General features: G+C 65.5%; 20 protein-coding genes. 6 read left to right on the top strand and 14 right to left on the bottom strand.

Annotated features, from left to right (window positions below; translation table 11 throughout):
* Positions 1 to 136 precede the first annotated feature (136 nt).
* The 7 genes from miaB to ACNI3R_RS02880 form a co-directional block, all read right to left on the bottom strand.
* Entirely contained in the window at positions 137 to 1,504 is a 1,368-nt protein-coding gene (gene miaB, locus ACNI3R_RS02910; protein WP_426179743.1) for a tRNA (N6-isopentenyl adenosine(37)-C2)-methylthiotransferase MiaB, read from the bottom strand.
* Between the two features lie 7 nt (positions 1,505 to 1,511).
* Positions 1,512 to 2,234, bottom strand: a complete 723-nt coding sequence (locus tag ACNI3R_RS02905) for a lysophospholipid acyltransferase family protein (protein ID WP_426179741.1) — start codon at positions 2,232 to 2,234, stop codon at positions 1,512 to 1,514.
* 2 nt (positions 2,235 to 2,236) lie between these two features.
* Complete coding sequence (locus ACNI3R_RS02900; RefSeq protein WP_165323885.1) at positions 2,237 to 2,659, bottom strand: Fur family transcriptional regulator; 423 nt, start codon at positions 2,657 to 2,659, stop codon at positions 2,237 to 2,239.
* Positions 2,660 to 2,769: 110 nt separating this feature from the next.
* A complete protein-coding gene (locus ACNI3R_RS02895; protein WP_165323886.1) occupies positions 2,770 to 3,183 on the bottom strand; it encodes a Ros/MucR family transcriptional regulator in 414 nt (137 codons plus the stop codon).
* A 133-nt stretch (positions 3,184 to 3,316) separates the two neighbouring features.
* A complete protein-coding gene (locus tag ACNI3R_RS02890; protein WP_426179740.1) occupies positions 3,317 to 3,778 on the bottom strand; it encodes a GNAT family N-acetyltransferase in 462 nt (153 codons plus the stop codon).
* Between the two features lies 1 nt (position 3,779).
* Positions 3,780 to 4,391, bottom strand: coding sequence for a tRNA (adenosine(37)-N6)-threonylcarbamoyltransferase complex dimerization subunit type 1 TsaB (gene tsaB / locus ACNI3R_RS02885; protein ID WP_426179738.1), 612 nt, complete (start codon positions 4,389 to 4,391; stop codon positions 3,780 to 3,782).
* A gap of 7 nt (positions 4,392 to 4,398) precedes the next feature.
* A complete protein-coding gene (locus ACNI3R_RS02880) occupies positions 4,399 to 4,971 on the bottom strand; it encodes a NifU family protein (protein ID WP_426179736.1) in 573 nt (190 codons plus the stop codon).
* 150 nt (positions 4,972 to 5,121) lie between these two features.
* Between ACNI3R_RS02880 and ACNI3R_RS02875 the strand changes: the two genes are divergently transcribed.
* Positions 5,122 to 6,618, top strand: coding sequence for a hypothetical protein (locus ACNI3R_RS02875; RefSeq protein ID WP_426179735.1), 1,497 nt, complete (start codon positions 5,122 to 5,124; stop codon positions 6,616 to 6,618).
* Entirely contained in the window at positions 6,615 to 7,997 is a 1,383-nt protein-coding gene (locus tag ACNI3R_RS02870) for an oligosaccharide flippase family protein (RefSeq protein ID WP_426179733.1), read from the top strand. Before ACNI3R_RS02875 ends, ACNI3R_RS02870 begins: the two co-directional genes overlap by 4 nt.
* Before the next feature lie 4 nt (positions 7,998 to 8,001).
* Here the strand turns inward: ACNI3R_RS02870 and ACNI3R_RS02865 are convergent, their stop codons facing one another.
* Together ACNI3R_RS02865 and ACNI3R_RS02860 are read right to left on the bottom strand one after the other, a co-directional pair.
* Complete coding sequence (locus ACNI3R_RS02865; protein WP_426179732.1) at positions 8,002 to 9,153, bottom strand: glycosyltransferase family 2 protein; 1,152 nt, start codon at positions 9,151 to 9,153, stop codon at positions 8,002 to 8,004.
* On the bottom strand, positions 9,150 to 10,154 hold the full coding sequence (locus ACNI3R_RS02860; RefSeq protein WP_426179731.1) for a glycosyltransferase family 2 protein: 1,005 nt from the start codon (positions 10,152 to 10,154) through the stop codon (positions 9,150 to 9,152). The genes ACNI3R_RS02865 and ACNI3R_RS02860 overlap by 4 nt, the downstream gene beginning before the upstream one ends.
* A 74-nt stretch (positions 10,155 to 10,228) precedes the next feature.
* Between ACNI3R_RS02860 and ACNI3R_RS02855 the strand changes: the two genes are divergently transcribed.
* Together ACNI3R_RS02855 and ACNI3R_RS02850 are read left to right on the top strand one after the other, a co-directional pair.
* Positions 10,229 to 11,872, top strand: a complete 1,644-nt coding sequence (locus ACNI3R_RS02855) for a tetratricopeptide repeat protein (protein ID WP_426179729.1) — start codon at positions 10,229 to 10,231, stop codon at positions 11,870 to 11,872.
* Positions 11,866 to 13,332, top strand: coding sequence for an undecaprenyl-phosphate glucose phosphotransferase (locus ACNI3R_RS02850; protein ID WP_426179727.1), 1,467 nt, complete (start codon positions 11,866 to 11,868; stop codon positions 13,330 to 13,332). Before ACNI3R_RS02855 ends, ACNI3R_RS02850 begins: the two co-directional genes overlap by 7 nt.
* A gap of 98 nt (positions 13,333 to 13,430) precedes the next feature.
* On the opposite strand, the gene ACNI3R_RS02845 is transcribed toward ACNI3R_RS02850, so the two are convergent.
* Positions 13,431 to 14,285 (bottom strand): SurA N-terminal domain-containing protein, encoded by an 855-nt coding sequence (locus ACNI3R_RS02845; protein WP_426179725.1) that lies wholly within the window; start codon positions 14,283 to 14,285, stop codon positions 13,431 to 13,433.
* A gap of 55 nt (positions 14,286 to 14,340) precedes the next feature.
* Here ACNI3R_RS02845 and ACNI3R_RS02840 point away from each other — a divergent pair, with 55 nt between their 5' ends.
* A complete protein-coding gene (locus tag ACNI3R_RS02840; RefSeq protein ID WP_426179724.1) occupies positions 14,341 to 14,670 on the top strand; it encodes an XrtV sorting system accessory protein in 330 nt (109 codons plus the stop codon).
* Positions 14,671 to 14,684: 14 nt separating this feature from the next.
* Here the strand turns inward: ACNI3R_RS02840 and epsI are convergent, their stop codons facing one another.
* Both epsI and xrtV read right to left on the bottom strand, forming a co-directional pair.
* Positions 14,685 to 15,419, bottom strand: coding sequence for an exosortase-associated protein EpsI, V-type (gene epsI / locus ACNI3R_RS02835; RefSeq protein WP_426179722.1), 735 nt, complete (start codon positions 15,417 to 15,419; stop codon positions 14,685 to 14,687).
* Positions 15,416 to 16,339 carry an exosortase V gene (gene xrtV / locus ACNI3R_RS02830; protein WP_426180256.1) on the bottom strand — a complete coding sequence of 308 codons (924 nt, stop codon included), beginning with the start codon at positions 16,337 to 16,339 and terminating at the stop codon, positions 15,416 to 15,418. The genes epsI and xrtV overlap by 4 nt, the downstream gene beginning before the upstream one ends.
* Before the next feature lie 276 nt (positions 16,340 to 16,615).
* Here xrtV and ACNI3R_RS02825 point away from each other — a divergent pair, with 276 nt between their 5' ends.
* A complete protein-coding gene (locus ACNI3R_RS02825; protein WP_426179720.1) occupies positions 16,616 to 17,119 on the top strand; it encodes a PEPxxWA-CTERM sorting domain-containing protein in 504 nt (167 codons plus the stop codon).
* A gap of 77 nt (positions 17,120 to 17,196) precedes the next feature.
* Here the strand turns inward: ACNI3R_RS02825 and ACNI3R_RS02820 are convergent, their stop codons facing one another.
* Positions 17,197 to 17,739, bottom strand: coding sequence for a CAP domain-containing protein (locus tag ACNI3R_RS02820; RefSeq protein WP_426179718.1), 543 nt, complete (start codon positions 17,737 to 17,739; stop codon positions 17,197 to 17,199).
* Between the two features lie 547 nt (positions 17,740 to 18,286).
* A complete protein-coding gene (locus ACNI3R_RS02815; RefSeq protein WP_426179716.1) occupies positions 18,287 to 19,657 on the bottom strand; it encodes a glutamate--cysteine ligase in 1,371 nt (456 codons plus the stop codon).
* Positions 19,658 to 19,676: the final 19 nt, after the last annotated feature.

Below are 19,676 nucleotides of genomic sequence, written 5' to 3'. Positions count from 1 at the left end.
GGACGGTGATCGCCCGGTGACAACGATCCTACGCGCATTTGGACCCGTGCGAAGGGGTAAAGCGGCGGACCACCCGACTTATCCACCGCAGATGTGGCTTTTATGTTGCGGCGGCGCGCGCCTTTCTGCCGGAGCCTCAGGCGGCGGCGCGCTCGCGGCCCACAAGCTCGCCCATCAGGCTGTTCGGCCCCGCCGACACGATGTCGACCGTGACCATTTCGCCGATGGCGGCATCGGCCTCGACGATCACCGACTGGAGCCAGGGCGACTTGCCGATCCGCTGCCCCGGCTTCTTGCCGTCGCGTTCGAGCAGCACGTCGCAGCGCTTGCCGACGCTGGCGAGGTTGAACTGGTGTTGCTGCTCGTTGAGCAAAGCCTGCAGTCGCTGGAGTCGCTCGTCCATAACCTCGGCGGGGATCTGATCGGCCATCGTCGCGGCGGGGGTGCCGGCGCGAGGACTATATTTGAAGCTGAAGGCCTGAGCGTGACCGACTGCGCGGACGATTTCCAGCGTTGCCTCGAAATCCTCCTCGGTCTCGCCTGGGAAGCCGACGATGAAGTCGCCCGAAATGGCGATGTCGGGCCGCGCCGCCCGGACCTTTTCGATCAGCGCCAGATAGGAGCGGGCGTCATGGCTGCGGTTCATCGCGCGCAATATGCGGTCCGATCCCGCCTGGACCGGCAGGTGGAGGAAGGGCATCAGCTTGGGCACGTCGCGATGCGCCGCGATCAGGCCGTCGCTCATGTCGTTGGGGTGACTGGTGGTATAGCGGATGCGGGCGAGGCCGGGCAGCGTGTCGAGCGCTTCGATCAGTCCCTCGAGACCGCGCGTACGGCCCGCCTCGTCCTCGCCCGCCCAGGCGTTGACGTTCTGGCCGAGCAGCGTGATCTCCCGCGCACCGGCGTCGACCAGCGCCCTGGCTTCGTCGAGGATGGCGGTCCATGGCCGCGAGATCTCTGCCCCGCGCGTATAGGGTACGACGCAATAGGTGCAGAATTTGTCGCAGCCTTCCTGCACCGTCAGGAAGGATGTCGGCCCTTGCCGCCGACGCTTCGGCAAGGCGTCGAACTTGGAATTGGCCGGCATGTCGGTGTCGATCGCGCGGCGTCCAGCGGCGGCATCGGCGACCAGCTGGGGCAGATTGTGATAGGCTTGTGGCCCGACGACGATGTCGACCGCCGGTGCGCGGCGGGGAATCTCTCCGCCCTCGGCCTGAGCGACGCAGCCGGCGACCGCGATCATCGGCTTTGCGCGCGGCTGCTCGTCGCCCGCTGCCCGCTTCACGATCCGGCCGATGTCCGAATAGACCTTCTCGGCCGCTTTCTCGCGAATGTGGCAGGTGTTGAGGACGATCAGGTCCGCCTCGTCCGGATTGTCGGTCGCGGACATGCCGTCGGCTTCTAGCAATTCGGACATGCGCGCGCCGTCATAGACGTTCATCTGACAGCCGAAGGACTTGACGTGGAAGCGCTTGGGGGGTGTGCGGGACATGGCCGCGCCCATAGCGGAACTAGGGCGACGGCGCCAGCGCGGCCATGATCGCGGCCTGCGCCTCGGCGGCGAGCGCCTTGCGATCGGTCGACGGGGCGAGCGGCGGAAGGAAGCGCAGGGTGCACCGGAGACTGCCGCGCCGCGCGAGCACCTTTCGGGCATTGGGGCCGAGGTCTTCGTCGCCCGTCCAGCAGATTTCGGGGGCAGCCGGACCATAGTCGATCGCGACCGGCTGGACCTGGACGCCCGGCGGGGACGGCGCGACTGAAGCGAACAGGGCCGGACGGAACGGAAAGAGGGTGACGCCGTCGTTGGTCGTGCCCTCGGGGAACAGGGTCACCGCGCGATGCTCGATCAGCGCGCGGCCGAGCTGGTCGACCTGGCCATGCGCCGTGCGGCGGCTTTCGCGGTTGATGAAGACGGTGTCCCCGATCGCCGCGAGCATGCCGACCAGCGGCCAGCCGCGCACATCGTCCTTCGAGACGAAGGCGGTCCGTGTGGCGCCGCCCAGCGCCACTATGTCGAGCCAGCTGAGATGGTTGGCGACATAGAGCACGTCATGGCCCAGCGGGCGCCCCTCGACATGGACGTCGAGCCCGATCGCTTCGCCGAACCATTGCAGGAAGAAGCGCGCCCAGCCGATCCGCTTGCGCACCGGCCAGGTCAGGACATAGCCGGCGAGGCAGAAACCCAGGACGAATAGCCCCGTCGAAACGCGGGCGATCGTTCTGCCGTTGGCCATGCTTATTTGGGACGCTGAGCCGAAACGCCGTAAAGTTCGAGCCGGTGATCGACCAGCCGGAAGCCAAGCTTCTCGGCGATCTTGCGCTGCAGTTCTTCGAGGTCGCGGTCGACGAACTCGATCACTTCGCCGGTCTCGACATTGATCAGATGGTCGTGGTGCGTCTCAGGCGCTGCCTCGTAGCGGGCGCGACCATCGCCGAAATCGTGCCGCTCCAGGATGCCCGCATCCTCGAACAGCCGGACCGTGCGGTAGACGGTGGCGATCGAGATGCCGGGATCGATCGTGGCGGCACGCTGGTGCAGCAGTTCAACATCGGGATGGTCTTCCGCGTCGGACAATACGCGCGCGATGACGCGGCGCTGCTCGGTGATGCGAAGGCCCTTGTCCGCGCAGAGCTGCTCGATGTCGATCCTGTTAGGCATGCGGCCTTGTTACTCGTATTGCGGTTGCGAAGACAAGATGCGGGTCACCGAAAAGACAATGGGAGGACGACCCCATGGGGCGCCCTCCCATATCGAGTCCGGCGGACGGATCAGCGCGAACGGCGCTTCGTGCCCAGGCCGATCTTCTTGGCGAGCGAGCGACGCTGCTCGGCATAGTTCGGCGCGACCATCGGATAGTCGGCGGGCAGGTTCCACTTGGCGCGGTACTGCTCCGGCGTCATCTGATAATGCGTCATCAGGTGGCGCTTGAGCATCTTGAGCTTCTTACCGTCTTCCAGGCAGACGATATAGTCGGGCTTGATCGACGAACGGATCGAGACCGCAGGCTCCTGCTTGATCTCGGGCTCGACGATTTCTTCGCCCAGACCCGCGAGCGCGTTGTGGACGTTCTGGATCAGCAGGGGCAGGTCCGAAACGGCGACGCTGTTATTGCTGACATGCGCCGAAACGATGTCCGCCGTCAGTGCGATCAGAGTTTCAGAAAGACCGTTATTGTCCGACATGAGTTGACCTTCACAGGAAAGAGATGACGAATCCGAGTTCGCAATGCCGCCCCGAGAGCATTGACTGCGCCGCCTCTGCGGCACTTTGGCGGCTTTTGCAACGTAAATATAGTCGGGAAGATATAGGTCCGAGTCAAACCGAACATGAAAGGGTCAGGGCGTCGTGAACCTGTCCATCGCGACCATGGTAGTAGCCGGGCCGGCGACCGATCTGAACAAAGCCTGCTTTTTTATACAGTTCGATTGCGGGATTATTATAGCGCACTTCAAGGTGGAGAACGCTTCCATTACGTTCATGCAACAATTTTCGAGTGTGCTTGATCAATGCGAGGGCCACGCCCTGGCGTCGATGCGATGGCGCTACGGCAAGCAACAGCAATTCCGCTTCTTCGGCGACCTGACGGATCAGGGCGAAGCCGGCGGGTGAGTCCTCGTACCGGGCCAGCGACAGCCAGGTCCCCGGCAGTGTCAGCATCGACAGCGTCTGGGCTTCGTTCCACGCCTCGCCATAGCCGGGGTCAAACGCCGTATCCATGACCGCCATGACCGGTGCGAGGCCACCGGGGCCGACCTCGGAGATGATGAGGTCGCTCACCTTACGCCGCCGCGGGCTTGGCGTCGGCGGCTCGTCCATAGATCGGGCTTGCCGGCAGCCTGGCCAGCTCACCGAGCAGCAGTGCATCCGCCGCACGCGGAAGGCGTGGATGGGCGACGCCGTGGCCGCGCGCCTCTACCAGCTTTTCCGCAGCAGACCCGAAAACATGTTCGGCGCTCATCGCAAGGGCCGCTTCGCCGGGGGGCAGGGATGCCAGCTCGGACGTCGGGCGGAGCGGATCGCAGGAAAAGGCCTGCACGAAAAACTCGCCGTGGCCGCCGATGATCGCGACCGACAGGGTGGGGGCGGTGGAGGCCGCTGCTGCGGCGATGATTGCCATCGAGGAATAGCCATGGACCGGTGCGTTCCAGCCAAAAGCCAGTGCGCGGGCAGCAGCCAGCCCGACGCGAACGCCGGTGAAGCTGCCGGGGCCGCAGTCGACGAGCAGCCGCCCCGCCCGCCCGCCATCGGGCAGCGAAGCGATCATCGGCATGAGCCGTTCGGCGTGGCCTCTGCCGACCTCTTCATGAAGCTCGGCAAGCAGCCGGTCCTCGTCGAACAGCGCCACCGAACAGGCGGCGGTTGCGGTATCGATGACCAGCGTGCGGCTCATCGGGCGATCAGGCCGCCCGAACCTCGGTCACTTCCGGTACATAATGTTTGAGCAGCGTCTCGATGCCCTGCTTCAGCGTGGCGCTGGAAGACGGGCAGCCCGAGCATGCGCCCTGCATTGCGAGATAGACGGTCCCGCGCTGGAAGCCGCGATAAATGATGTCGCCGCCATCGCGCGCGACGGCGGGGCGGACGCGCGTTTCGATCAGGTCCTTGATCTGCGCGATGATGTCGGCGTCGGCAGGATCATCGCCAAAGTCGTCATCGGGGGCGATGCTGATGTCGGCGGCAGAGCCGGCGCGGAACAGCGGCGCTTCGGACGAGAAATGGTCCAGCAGCACACCGAGGACGCGCGGCTTCAAGTCGCGCCACTCGCTGCCCTCGCCGGCGGTGACCGAGACGAAATCCTGGCCGAAGAAGACGCCGGTGACATCACCCAGCGAAAACAACGCTTCCGCGAGCGGCGATGCGACAGCTTCTTCCGGATCGGCAAAGTCGCGGGTTCCCGCGGTCATGACGGCGCGACCCGGCAGGAATTTGAGCGTCGCCGGGTTGGGCGTGGTTTCTGTCTCGATCAGCATGGGCGTCATTTGGGGGCAGTTGGGCGAGGGATCAAGCCATTCCTTCTTTACCTGGACGTCATTGGGCTTGATTAAGACGGCGAGCGCACCGCGGTCGACCATCGGGGTCGGCACCCGGATCGCGCCGCACCATGCTCGGATCGGGGGGCGATGTTTCTCTGGAAGAATGCGGTCGTGCTCGTCGTGCTGCTGGGTGTCGTGACGCTCCCGGCATCGATGCTCGTGCGCGCCCGCTGGGAAAAGGTCTATCTGGCGCGGCTCTTCTTCTGCGGCATCGTCGCGGTCTGCCTCGCGCTGAGCGCCCTGCCGATGATCGCGACGCAGATCGGCTATCTTCTGCTGCTCACCGCCTGTTTCGACCGACGCCTGCCGATCGCGGCGACCTATTTGTTCTTTCTGCTGTGGACGCCGGCAGCGGGGTCGCTGCTCGCGGTGTCGGGTGCCTATATCGCGCCGATCACGCCGTTCCTGACTTTCTCGGGGGCGTTGCTGCTTGGCTATCTGCTGCACCCGGAAAGCCACCAGCGGCGCAAGCTCGTCGCGAGCGATCTCGCCGTTCTCGGCTTCACGCTGGTCTATTGCGTCTGCATGTCGCTGCGGGACACGCCGACGGGCATTGCGCGGACCGTGGTCACCTTCCTCATTCCCTATGTGCTGAGCTACCAGATCCTCTCGCGCGTCAAGATCGGCTCGCCCGAGATCGTGCTGCGCCTGTTCGTCTTCGCCGCCGCCGCCGCTGGCCTGCTCTGCCTGTTCGAAACGGTGCGGCACTGGCCGCTCTACGCCGGGGTGATGGGCGTGAAGAACGACATCTGGACGGTCGATGCGCCGCGCACCTGGCTCGAACGCGGCGGCATCGCGCGGGCCTATGGTCCCTTCGCCCATCCATTGACCGGCGGCGCGATGCTCGGACTCGCCGCCGTGGCCGCCTGGGGCCTGTCGCGTATTCGCGGGGTTTCGGGCCCCTTGGTGGTGCTCGGCGGGCTGATCCTGCTCGGCCTCGCCGCGACCCTGTCGCGATCGGGCATGGTTGCGGTCGCAGTGGGGCTGATGGTGTTCCAGTTGCTGCGCGGCCGCTATCTGCTGGCCGTCCTCGTGCCGCTCGCCGGTCTTGTCATCGTGCTCGGCCTGCCGATCCTGGGCGGCGAAGATGCGCGATTCAACGCTACCTATCGGATCGGCCTGCTGAGCGGCGTTCCGCGCGCGCTGGGGGGGCATTTGTGGTTCGGCTATCGCGAGGCCGTCGCGCAGGGGATGCTCGACAGCTTCATCCAGGGACAGGGTATCGTCGATCTGGTGAACGCCTATCTGGCGCTGCTCGTCGAAGGCGGACTTGTCACGGTCATCGCTTTCCTGCTGTTCATCCTTTCGGCCTATCCCCATTACCGCTCGATCAAACGGCTGCAGCCCGATCGCGAGCAGCTGATTCTCGCGCAGGTGATGATTTCCATTCATACCGCGACAGCGGTCTCGCTGGCGCTGCTGAGCAGCTGGGTTGCGCCGATGCAGCTGAGCTTCATCATGGTTGCGCTGCTGGTCGCGCTGCGCACCCAGCTGGCGTCGGCACGTGCCGCCGCCAGCGCGGGGCCGCCGCTCGTCGCGGTCGTGCATGACGAGCCGGGCGAAAGGCTGCCGGCGCTGCGATGAGCGTCGGAGCGGGAGCCTCGTCCTCGCGTCCGCAGGCGCTTGCCGCGCGCCTGCTCGGCGGGCCCGGTCGCTTGGTGTTCGGCTTCACCATCGCAACCATGATCCTGCGGCTGGGTGGCAATATCGTCCTGACCCGGCTGCTCAGCCCCGAAGCCTTCGGCGTCGTCGGTATCATCACCTCGACCATGATCATCCTGGCGATGTTGTCGGACCTGGGCGTGTTCGACTTCGTCATCCGGCACGAGCGCGGCGGGGAGCGCCGCTTCCTCGACGTCGTCTGGTCGATCCGGCTCGGGCAGGGCGGGCTGCAGGCGGCGGCGATGCTGGCGGGGGCCTGGCCGATCGCGCTGGTGCTGGGCAAGCCCGAGCTGGCCTGGCCGATCGCCGCCACAGCACCGCTGTTCCTGATCAACGCGCTCTGCCCGATCAGCTTGCTGCTCGCCCAGCGGGAAGGCCGGATCAAGGCGAGCTGCTCGGTCGAACTGGCGGCGCTGGCGGTGCAGGTCGCCTCGAACCTGGCTTTGTCGCTACTGATGCCCGATTATCGCGCGTTGATCATCGGCCTCTATGTCAGCGGGATCGCCCGGATGGTCTTCACTGCGGCGCTCCTGGGGGGCAGGATGCGGTTCGCGTGGGACGGCCGCCTGGCACGCGAATTCTTCGGCTTTTCCCGCTGGATCATGGCGTCGACGATCGTCACCCTGCTGATGACGCAGTTCGACAAGATGCTCTTCGCCCGGCTGTTCACGGTCGCGGACTTCGGGGTCTACATGCTGCCCGCCAATCTTGCGGTCGCGTTCCAGCCCTTCGGCCGCAACTATGTCGAGCGGCATTTCTTCCCGCTGGTCTCGCGGACATGGCAGGATGCGCCCGACCGGCTACGATCGATCTTCTACGCAGCGCGCAGGCGACACTATCTGGTGCTGTTCGCGGGGATCGGTTTCGGCATCGGCGTCGCGCCCGCGCTGTTCCGCCTGTTGTTCGACCATCGCTACGAATATGGCTGGATCTATCTGAGCGTGCTGCTGTTGCGGATCGCCTTCGATCTCGATTCCTTCACCAACCTCCAGACGCTGCTCGCCATCGGCCATGCGCGGGTGATGTTCTATGCCAATCTCCTGCGGCTGGCGGTGTTCCTGCTGCTGGTCGCCGCGACCTTCGGTCTGCTCGGGCCGATCGCGCTGCCACTCGCGCTAGCGGGCGGTGAACTGGCGGGGCTGATCTACACCCTGCCGCTGATCGCGCGCCACGGGCTGTTCGATGTGCGCGACCATATGCTGTACTACGCAGCCCTGTCGCTCGCCGTCCTGGTCGGGGCTGCGATCAGCTGGGTCGCCGCGCCGCAGGTGGTCGAGGCGGGACTGCGGCTGATCGGCTGAGCGGTCAGTCGCGCGGCGTGCGCTTCCACATCCGTTCGGGCTTGCGGATCGCGCCGAGATAGAGGGGCAGCTTCCAAAGGATATAGGCAGGCGCGAGCAGCAATTGTCGGGCGCTGGCTTGTGCGCGGCCGAAGCGCCACCAGCCGAGCAGAACCAGTCCCGCTGCGGCGACTAGCAGGGCTATCAATCCCAGGGCAGCCGAGCCCGAGGCCCCGAGCGTGATCAGCCCTCCCGAGACCAGCAGGCTGGCAGCGCAAAGCAGGCCCAGCAGGGCAAGCGGTGGCACGCATAGATGCAGGCCCAGCCACAGCAGCGGCCCTTCGCCCGACAGCAGCAAGTGCGGCGCATGGCGGACGGCGCCGCGCAGGAAGCCCTGCTCCCAACGGGTGCGCTGGCCGAAGGTGGCCAAGCGTGCGGCAGGATCGGACCAGGTCGTCACCTGCGGCAGGAAGACCGGCGCCATGCCCAGCTGGGCGAGCGCTATCCCCATGTTCAGGTCCTCGGCAATGTCGTCGGTATCGAGCGGGGCCGCATCGAAGCAGCGCCAGGGAAAGGCCATGCCCGAACCGGTCAGCAGGGCTGGTGCGCCGATCCACGCCAGCCCGCGCTGGCGGACGAGATTGCGGAGGAGCAGGGCGAAGCCGGAGACAGCGACAAGCGGACCGCGATCGGGGATGGGCCGAAACAGATAGGCCGACTGGACCGGGCGGTTGAGCGCGGCGGCCGTCCCGGCGAGCCGCGCCAGACCGTCCCCCTCGATCGCACAATCGGCATCGAGCACCGCCACGATCGCGGGAGGCGCGGCGCGCAGATGGCGGCGGGCAAAACCCAGCGCATGGCCCTTGCCGCGCTGGACCGGATCGTGCCGTTCGATCACCTCGGCCCCCGCTGCGCGGGCGATCCTGGCGGTTCGATCGGAGCAATTGTCGGCGACGACGAGGATGGAGCTTCCGGGCGGCGCGGACGCGCGGACCGCTTCGATGCAGCGCGCGATCCCGGCTTGCTCGTCATGCGCCGGGATCAGAATTGTCAGGTCGGCGGATCTGGTCCACGGCCGCGTCCTGGGGCGTAGCTGCGCCGCGCCCAGTTCGATCGAGAGGATCGCCAGCGCGAGCATCGAAGGCAGCACGACCAGCCAGGCGAGAGCGTCGATCATGACCTTTTATACTCGATGAGGGTCGGCGCGCGGTCGCGGCGGCGGTTGCGCCAGTAGGACAGCAGGCCGACCATCTCCGCATATTTTCCGAGCGTCAGGAACAGCGCGAAGGGCACGCCGCGCCGGATGCCGTGGCGATGCGTCTCGCGAACGGCGATCCGCACGAGGTTGAGGGCCAGCAATGCGAGCACCAGCACGGTGCCGGCAATGGCGCGCGGATCGAGCAGGATCGCCGCGAGAAGGCTCGCGACCGCAGCCAGCGGAAGCAGCCCGGCCCAGAAGAGGATCCGCGCCCTGCTCCGGCCATAATCGTGCAGGGTCGAACCGGGATGGCGATCGACCAGTTCGGCGAAGGCATGGCCGGCGCGCATCGTCCGGCGCCACCATTGGCGAAAGCGGACCATGTCGCCGTCGTGGACTGCCATCGGCGCGTCGATACATTCGATCTGCCAGCCCGCCATGCGCAGGCGCAGCGCGAAGTCCGGGTCTTCTCCGGCGATCATGTCGTCCTGATAGCCGCCCGCATGACGGATTGCCTCGACGCGCAACAGCACACTGCCGCCGAACACCGGCGCCGGCCCGGCGGGAACGTCCCATTCGCGGTCGAACATCCAGCCATAGATGCTGGCGTCGGGCTCGCGCTCGCGCAACCGCCCGAACAGCGCGCCGAGTTCGGGCTCGCGGTCGAGGCGGTCGGTGGCGAGCGCGATCCAGCCGGGTTCGAGAGCGGAGTCTCCGTCGAGCATCTGGACGTAGCGGATCGCCGGATCGGCCAGCAGCCGATCGAGCCCGGCATTGCGCCCCCGCGCCGCGGAAAAGCCGCGCTCGGCCGACAGCTCGATCACGGTTATGCCAGCGCGCCGTGCCGCCTCGGCGCTGCCATCGATCGATCCGGAATCGACATAGAGGCTCTGCCAGCCCTGTGTGGACGCCAGGCTGCGCAGCAAGCGGGCCCCTTCGTTTCGGCCGATCACCACGATCGCGACGTCGGTCCGAACCATAGTTTACGCTTTGCCCTATTGATCGCTACGGATTGCCGGTCTGTAATCGGTGCGAAAAGGATGGCTGGCAAGAGATGGCTTTCGGGACGGCTCGCATCTTCGCGGCAGCCATGCTGCTGCCGATGACGCTCGTCGCCTGCGGTTCGGCCGAGGAGAAGGCCTCCAAGGCTGCAACCCGCTTCGACATCTATTATGCGCGGCGCGATCTCTATTCGGCGCGAGTGGAGATCAACCGGGTCCTGGCGGCGCAGGACGATGTGCCCGAATATTGGGCCCGGCTGGCGCGGCTCGAACTGGCGGACGGCCGGCTGCTGCAGGCCTATGACGCCTATAATCGCGTGGTCGAACTCGACCCGGACAATGGCGAGGCGATCCAGACCATGGCCGAGCTGTCTTATTCGGGCGGCTCCTATGACGATGCCGAGAGGCTCGCGGACAAGATATTGGAGAAACAGCCCCGCTCGCTGCGCATGCAGCTGGTCAAGGGGTCGGTCGCGGTAGAGCGTCGGGAGGTCGAAAAGGCCAAGGCCATCGCGCAGGGCATGCTGGAAATCGATCCGACCAATGAGGGGGCGACCCTGTTGCTGGCCCGAACGGTCAACCTGGGTGGCGACCGCCAGCAGGCGATCCGCATCGTCGAACAGTCCGTCGTGAAGGACGGAGAGTCCATTCCGAAGCTGCTTGCGCTGCTCGACCTGCATTCGGGCAATGCCGACTTTCCAGCGACCGCGCGGACCTTTGCGCGGCTGTTCACGCTGATGCCGGACAATGTCGACCTGCGGATCGAATATGCCCGTCTTCTCTACGAAAAGGGACGGCCCGATCGCGCCCTGGCCATGCTGGCGCGCCTGATCCGCCGCCATCCCGGCGACCAGGAGCTCGAGCAGCGGATCGTCGACATGTGGACCGAGGTCGGCGCCGACAAGGTCGATATCGACCTGCTCGGCCGGTTCGTCGCGCGCAGCGGCGATCGCCCGCTCAAGATGGCGCTTGCCCATCTGCTGCTCGACCGGCAGCGCTATGCCGACGCGGAACGGCTTCTGCGGCCGTTCGTCGATCGCGAGACGATCAGCGCGCCCAATGTCGAGGCGGACGTCCTCTATGCCGGCGCGCTGAGCGGGCTGGGGCGCGGCGGCGAGGCGCGGCGGATGGTCGACCGGATATTGCGGTTCGATGAGAACAATCCCCGGGCGCTGCTGATGCGGGTGCGCGTGTCGACCCGGACGGGCGACCTGTCACAGGCGTTGAAGGATGCGCAGGTGCTGGTGCGGGACAATCCGAAGATCGCCGAGGCGCGCGTGGCATTGGCGGACATCCACGTCCGCCGGGGCGAACCAATCCTGGCCGACAACAGCTATGCGAGCGCGATGAACGATCTCGGCGACGATCCGGAGATGCTGAAAGCCTATGTCGGCTATTTGCGGGGCAAGGGCCGGGACCGGGTGGCGCTTGATGCCACGAAGCGGTTTTCCCGAGACAATCCCAGGTCGTCGAGCGGCTGGCGGCAGCGCGCGGAGCTCTGCCTCGATCTGCGCGACAGCGAATGCGTCGACGAAGCGATGGATGCCCTCGAGCAGCTTCCCGGAGGCCAGAAGATCCGCGCCACCCTTTTGTCGCGCCGTGCGGCGCTCGGTTCGTCCCAAAACGGTCGGGCATCGGCGGCTATTGCCGCTGTTCGGACCTCCCGCTCCTGTGGCAGAGACGTCGCCACATGCTGACCATGGTTAACAGCGAATCGGACGGTGCGGTGCCGACCTCGCGCAAATATCGCTTCACGTCCAACGTGATCGCCACGATCATCCTCGTGGTCGACCTGTTGTGCCTGGTCGCGGGCGCGCTGGCGACGCCACTGGTCTATGAAGCTCTGCTCGGGCCGCAATATTTCTTCGAGCGGCATCTCAACGTCGCGGTGATCGTCTCGGTCAACTTCTTCCTGATCCGCCTGTCCCGCAACAGCTATGCCCATCCGATGGGCCGCGGCGGTGACAGTGATCAGGCGGTCGCCTTCGAATTCCTCCTCGCGGTGCTGCTCGTCTATGCGACGATCTGGCAGATCGGCCAGGCCAAGCCCTTCTCGACCGGGCTCGCGCTCGTCTATCTGACTCTTACCCCTGCGCTGCTGTTCGTCAGCCGATTCCTCGTCCGCAAGCTCGTCTGGCATCTTGTCCAGGCCGGTTTCATCGGTCAGCGGATCGTGATCTACGGCGCCGAGCAGTCCAGCTGCGACCGCGTCCTGCGGCTGCTCGACCTCGAAAGGCTGCCTTATGTTTCGGTGGTCGGAGTGGCCGACGACCGTTCGACCCGCATCATGAGCGCGGCGCCCTGGTCGGTGCCCTTTCTGGGCGGGCTCGACGCGCTGGTCGCGCGGATCGCCAAGGGCGACGTGGACATGGTGATCGTCGCCTTGCCGATGATCAGCCAGGCTCGGCTCGATCAGATTACCGAGCGGCTTCAGCAGGTTTCGGTCGACATCTGTCTGATGCCGCGCGAGGCGCTCGACCTGTCGCAGCAATATACGATGCGTTTCATCGGATCGGTCCCGCTCTTCGCCCTCTGGCAGCGGCCGATCCGCGACTTCCACCGCATCGTCAAGGCGGTGGAGGATCGCGTGCTGGCCTTCGTCGGCCTCGTTCTTCTCTCACCGTTGCTGCTGCTTACGGCGCTGCTGGTCAAGCTCACCAGTCCAGGACCGGTGCTGTTCCGGCAAGAGCGTTTCGGTTTCAACAATGTGCGGATCAAGGTGTTGAAATTCCGCTCGATGTACGTCGAGCGGCAGGACCAGAGCGGTGCGGCGCGGACCGTGAAGGGGGATGACCGCGTCACCCCGGTCGGCCGCATCATCCGCCGCCTGTCGATCGACGAACTGCCGCAGCTGTTCAACGTGCTCACCGGCGAGATGTCGATCGTCGGACCCCGGCCGCATGCGACCGAGATGAAGGTCGGCGACACCTATTATTTCGATGCGGTGCGCGGCTATGCGGCGCGCCATCGGGTGAAGCCCGGCATCACCGGCCTTGCGCAGGTCAGGGGTCTGCGCGGAGAGATCGCCACCATCGAGCGCGCCAAGCGCCGTGTGGAATATGACACCTATTATATCGAGAACTGGTCCTTCCTGCTCGACCTGCGGATCATGCTCGAGACGGTCTGGCGTGTCATCTGGGACCGCAACGCCTATTGAGCGGGCTCAGCCTGGGGCATTCCGCTGACAGGACATGAAAAGGGCCACCCCGAATGTGCGGGATGGCCCTTTTCGATAGCGCGCCGGAAAGGCGTTGCTTACTTCTTCTGGGCCTTTGCCTGCGAGGCCTTGATCGCCGATTTGTCGGGTTCGTAGCCCGGCTGATACTGGATCTCGGCGCCGGTGCGAGCACGGGCGACCTGAGCCTTGCTCTCCGCAACCAGTGCCCTGCGACGGACGACCTCGGCGGCGGCCAGGCGGGCGACGTTGCCGGGAGTCGGCGTGCTGTCGCGGCCGACGATCACGCTGGCGACATATTGCCCGTTCGAGGGCAGCACGAAGGGCTCGCCCGGCGGCAGTTTGTCGATGATCTCGACCATCTGCGGGTCGAGCCGGCCGGTGTCGATCACGCCCTTGCCGCGCGACATGGCGAGGCCGAGCTTCTGCACACCGGCCGCCACATCGTCGAGCGAATGGGCATCACGCAGCAGCAGCAGTTGCTTGGGGTCCTTGGGGGCCGCGAACTGGATCTGGTCGAGCAGCAGGCGCTGGCGGCCCGAGAACTGGCTGGGATTGTCGGCGATATACTGGGTGATGTCGCGGTCGTCGGGCATCGGGACGGTCGCCGCGATCTTCTGGCCGAGCAGGCTGACGAGGAGATTCTCCTCAAGACGGCGCTGCTGCGCGACGAATTCGGGGGTCTTGTCGAGACCCTGTTCGCGCGCCTTCTGGACGATCAGCTTGCGATCGATCAGGCGCTGCAGCACCTCCTTGCGGATCTTGGCGCGGTCGGCGTTGTCCGGAATGCGGGCGCCCTGCAGCTCGGCGTTGAGCTCCTGCATCGAGATTTCCTCGCCATTGACGATAGCGAGAATCTGGCCCTTGGGTTCCTTGTGGCAGGCGCTCAGCAGCAATCCTGCCGCGACCACGCCGCTTAAGAGGGCAGCCTTCACTTTCACTTCTCTTCCCCCGACGCCTGTTTGACAGTCCCGAATGAAAGGGTGCTACATGATTGCGTGGGGCGCCGACAAGTCGATATGGCGCCAAAATGGCGCGGAGGGCCTCGGGTTGGAAACAGTTTACGATTGGCTGACCGTGGCGATCTTCGCCGGGCTCGTCGTGCTCTTCCTGCAGCGCTCGGTCGGCGACCGGCCGCCGGGGGATTCGATGTTCCAATATCTGGCGGCCTCGGCCGGCTGTGCGGTCGCCAACTATTTCGGCAACGAGGCGGTGGCGGGCCGGGGGCTGGCCTACCACCTCCTGGCCGGCGCGGTGATCGTCGGCACGTTGGCCTACATCCACATAGCGCTGCGCCCGCTCGACAAGCCGGTCGACTAACTCGTCGATCAGCCTCAGCGTCGGGGAAGTGGTGCGCCCGCTTCGCCGAACAGCAGGCGACGCCCAGTGGGACCGAGCTGTGCGAACAGCGAATCCAGGAAGCGCTTCAGCGTGGCGATCGCTGTGTCGTCATCGGGGGCTGCGGTGGAAAAGCGGATCAGCACGCCGTCGGGAACACGCCCCTTCAGATTCTCTTTCGCGACGGCCCAATGCTGCTGCCACCATTCGGTCGGAAAGTCGTTGCCGATGCGGGTCCAGTAGATCAGCTGTTCGAAGCGGCTGACGCTGCGGGTCGCCAGATAATGGCCCGGCACGCGCACGCCGCGTCCGGCGTCGAGCGGCACGATCCGCTCCTCCTCGATCCGGTAGCCGGCGGCGGGATAGCAGACTTCGGGCCGATGCACCTGAAGCATCCCGTCCTGCACCCCGTTATAGGCCACCAGCATCATCACCGGCAGGCCGTTCGGAGACGCATAATAGCGGGTGATGATGGCGTTGTAGAGCCGGTCGCTCAGCTGGTCCGGCGGGGGGAGCACCAGCCCGCTGCTTGTCTGATATTCCCAGTCGCCCACCTTCAGAGGGAAGAGCGGGTTGAGCTGCGGCTTTCCCGGCAGCATCAGGAAGGGCTCATCGGGGCGGCGCGAATTCGCGATCGCCGCCGTCGCTGCGAGCAGGCCTCCGGCGATCATCGAGCGTCGCGTGACGAGGCCTTCCCGTTCGGGAGGCACGGTGCCGGTCTTGTCCGTCACGTTCCCGCTCTCCGCGCCAGACGGTCGCGCAGCGGCGAGGCGAGCGCATCGACGGCGAAGATGCACAGGACCGAGAACAGGAACATGGTCAGACCGGAAAAATTGTGGAGGAAGCCCTGGGCGGCCTCGTCGCCGAGATAATAAGTGATCATGATCAGCGCGAGCACCCGCACGAAATTGGCGAGCACGGCGACCGGGACGATCGCCGCCATCAGCAGCAGGGCGTAGCGCCAGTTCGCATTGTGCCGGATGTAGATGTAGAACAGACCGATCGCCGACAGGCTGATAAGCGAGTTGAGGCCGGCACAGGCCGCCGCGATCAGCAGTTGATACTGGCCGATGATGATCGTCACGCCCGATCCCGCGATCGGATAACCGAGATTGTAGAGCAGGCGGATCGCAACCTCGGAGATGGCGATCTTGAGCGGCTGGGTGACCATCGCGACGACAGTGTCCGGCGGCGGGAAGATGAAGGCGGTGTAGAGGATGGGAAACCACATCGCCCGCAACGCCGTCCACCCCACCAGCCAATAGGCGCTGGTCAGCAGCAGGCCGTACATCAGAAAGCCTTCGATCTCGATCACGTTGATGATGCGGGTGGTGACGTAAAGGGGGATCAGGATCAGGTAAAATGCGATCGCGGTGCGCGTCCTTCCCGGCGTTGCGACGGCACGCGCTTCGGTCCAGCGGCGCCAGAACAGCCACAGGCCGGTCGCCAGAACGATCGGGCCGTGGGCGCCCTGCTCGGTCACCCAGCTCTGGGTCGCGACTCCGTACAGTGTGGGAAGCGCGATCAGCAGGCCGCCGAGCACGAGCAGCCAGCGATGTCGTAGCGCCGAAAGCAGCGGCGCAAGATCGGCGAGGCCGTAGCGTTCGGGACGAACCCCAGGCTCCCGCCTCCTCACCATGTCGCCCGTCATGCTACTCACGCCCCGTCAGTCCCGATCTCTCGTTCCGATCATGTGCCACATGCGTGCGGCGCAGCGTCGGGCGAGCCAATCGATGTCGTGGGTGGTGCATAGCCGATCGAAACCGCGTCGAACAGGTGGGGACCCGCCCTGCGCGATCCTAGTGCACAATTCGGCAAGGACTTTGCATTAGTTTACCACCGGCTTCACCAGTGCGATTTTGTGCCGCGCTGCATTTGTGATAGAAGCTTGTCGTATCACGTGCTGGGGTGTTTGGGGTAGTATTGCATGTTGAAAGAAGCAGTAGCGTCCAAGGCCGCCAAATTGCTGATGACCTGCGTCTGTCCGGTCGCCGGCACCACCGCGCTCAGCCTTGGAGTTCCGCAGGTGCGCGATGCGGTCCACAAGGCCACGCAGCCACGCCAATATGCCAAGCCGAAGACCCGCGTTCGCGCGGCGCCCGAGGAAGGCATGCAGGTCGCTTCAGCCGATAGCCCTTGCCCCAGCGTCACGCCCTTCGCCCTGTCCAACCTGCCCACGGTCACGCCGGTGCCGATGGAATCGACTCCGCTCCAGGTTGCCGAAGCCCCGCCCCCCGATGCTGCGGTGCCGCTGACCCCGCGCATCTTTGTTCCGCCGTCGGGCGGCGTCCCGCCCCCCGACTCGTCGGGCGTTCCGGAGCCGTCGACCTGGGTGCAGCTGATGCTTGGCTTCGGGCTGATCGGCGGCGTCGCGCGGGTGTCCTACCGGCGCAATGGCACGTCGACTGCGACCGGCGTCCAGCCATCCTGATCTGATGGCAGGGCGGCATTGCGGCCGCCCGCTTTACAGCCTCTGACTGGAATCAGCCGCCGTGAGTGCGCTGCGCCTCAGAAGGGCCGCTCGCCAATCACATTGCCGCCTTCGCTGTAGCGACAGACGAGAAAATCGTCGGCACGGCCATGCGCCACCGCGCAGCCCACGGCGCGCGACGAGCGCCACATCACCTGCGTATAATGGGCGACCTTTTCCAGATCGCCGCTGACGCTGTTGTTGGGGAAAATGCCCTCCTTGAAGTCGTCCTTCTCGGAGATCCACAGGCCCACCATCGATTCGGGCCCGTAATAGCCACGCGTTCCGGCCCAGAGATTCTCGCCCTGCGGATCGGTCTCGCCGGGGGGGTCCTCCGAGTGCACCAGATAGCCGACGCGAACGAGATGCTGGGCATAAAGTCGGGCGTCGCGCTCGAGCAGTTCGTTCCACGCCAGCGGCGGGATGCCCAAAGAGGCGCGCTCGCGATTGTGGCTGGCGAGAAGCCGTTGGTTCAGATTGTTGTCGAAACCGGTTGCGCCTTGCACGAACGGGGCGGCAAGGGCGAGGCCAAGAGCGGCCGCCAGCTTCGCGATGTTCCTCTTGCGCGGGTCGAGACGCATGATGTGCTCCACGGGATCGATACCCGGAAGCCTATTCCTGTCCCTCTTGCCTGATGGTTGGCGGGACTGGTGACCGCGAAATTCACCGTCGAGCGGCCTGGCGCATGAGAAGAAGGGCGGAAATCCGATAGATTCCGATCGAGGTTTATGCGGCGCTAACCAGGGTGATCACCCGAACCGATCGGGTTGCCCGTGCCACGGGCGAGCGGACGACCGTTCAGGCCGGTGTCGTGGAGGTCGGATGGAAAAAATGCGGTGGTGCTGCGGGCCGGATCCCCCGGCTCGGGCCTGAATATTTCCAAGCCTCGATTTTACCGCAGCCACCACGTCCTGCACGCCGTTACCGGACTTTCACCGGTGCATTCCCCTCCTGCGAAAGGGCTCGCCTTGAAGCGATTGTCCCTGCCGACGCAGCAACAGCTTCCTATCCGATAGCGTAGTTGTACGCTAGCCGAGTCCGCGTCCTAAACATGTCCCGATTATTTCGCGCCGGCCTGTCAGGCGCTTTTACGGTTAATTGTTGCAGTCGAGCCACTGTCCTGCGGTGTCAGAATCGGGCGTCCGCATAAGCGCGGCTGATGTCGCCCTGCCATTCGCCATGATAGCTCTCCAGCAACTGCTCCGCCGGGGTTTTGCCCGTGGCGACGATCTCCCGCAGCGGATTGAGATAGCCGGTCTCGTCATCGCCCGCGCCGTTGAGGCGCGCACGCGCGCGCAGGCCGCTCGCCGCGATGTCGAGGATCGTACCGGCCAGTTCCTGAAGCGTCCGGCCGCGGGGGCCGCGGGCCTTGAGGCCGAACCTCGGCACCTCGTCACGGATGCGCTGGTGATCCTCGATCGTCCAATGTTTGACCTCGTCCCAGGCCGCGTCCATCGCCGCGTCGTCATAGAGCAGGCCGACCCAGAAGGCGGGCAGGGCACAGATCCGACCATGCGGCCCGCCATCGGCGCCACGCATCTCGAGGAAGCTCTTGAGCCGCACCTCGGGGAAGGCCGTCGACAGATGGTCCTTCCAGTCGGCGATCGTGGGTTTCTCGCCGGGCAGGACCGGCAGCTTGCCGGCCATGAAGTCGCGGAAGTTGAGCCCTGCCGCGTCGACATAGCCGTCGCGGAAGGCGAAATACATCGGCACGTCGAGCATATAATCGGCATAGCGCTCATAGCCGAAGCCATCTTCGAACACGAAGGGCAGCATGCCGGTGCGGTGCGGATCGGTGTCGGTCCAGATATGGCTGCGATAGCTGAGGAAGCCATTGGGCTTGCCCTCGAGGAAGGGCGAGTTAGCGAACAGTGCGGTCGCCAGCGGCTGGAGCGCGAGGCTCAGGCGGAATTTGCGGACCATGTCCGACTCGCTCGAATAGTCGAGGTTGGTCTGAATGGTGCAGGTGCGCAGCATCATATCGAGGCCCATCGATCCGACGCGCGGCATGTGGCGCAGCATGATGTCGTAGCGGCCCTTGGGCATGATCGGCAGTTCCTGCCGGGTCTTGTCGGGCCACAGGCCGAGGCCGAGGAAGCCGATGCCGAGACGCTCGCCGACCGCCTTCACCTGTTCGAGGTGGCGACCGGTCTCGGCGCAGGTCTGGTGGATATTGTCGAGCGGTGCGCCCGACAGTTCGAACTGTCCGGCCGGTTCGAGGCTGACATTGCCGTCGGCACCTTCGAGGGCGATGATCTTGTCGCCCTCATAGACCGGTTCCCAGCCATATTTGGTCAGCCCGATCAGCAGCGCGTGGATGCCGCCGCGCTCTTCATAGGAGGGCGCGCGGTGTGAGTCCTCGAAGAAGACGAACTTCTCATGCTCGGTGCCGATGCGCCAATCGGATTTCGGCTTCTCGCCGTCAACGAAGACCGAGATCAGGTCGTCGCGGGATTCGACAATGGGATCTTCGCCTTCGGCGGCCTTGCGCGTGCTCATGGCCGCGCCATAGCGGACC

Source organism: Rhizorhabdus antheiae (assembly GCF_049889055.1).
Lineage (GTDB): Bacteria > Pseudomonadota > Alphaproteobacteria > Sphingomonadales > Sphingomonadaceae > Rhizorhabdus.
Note: the sequence above shows the minus strand (reverse complement) of the source record. Positions and strands in the feature narration are given on the sequence as shown.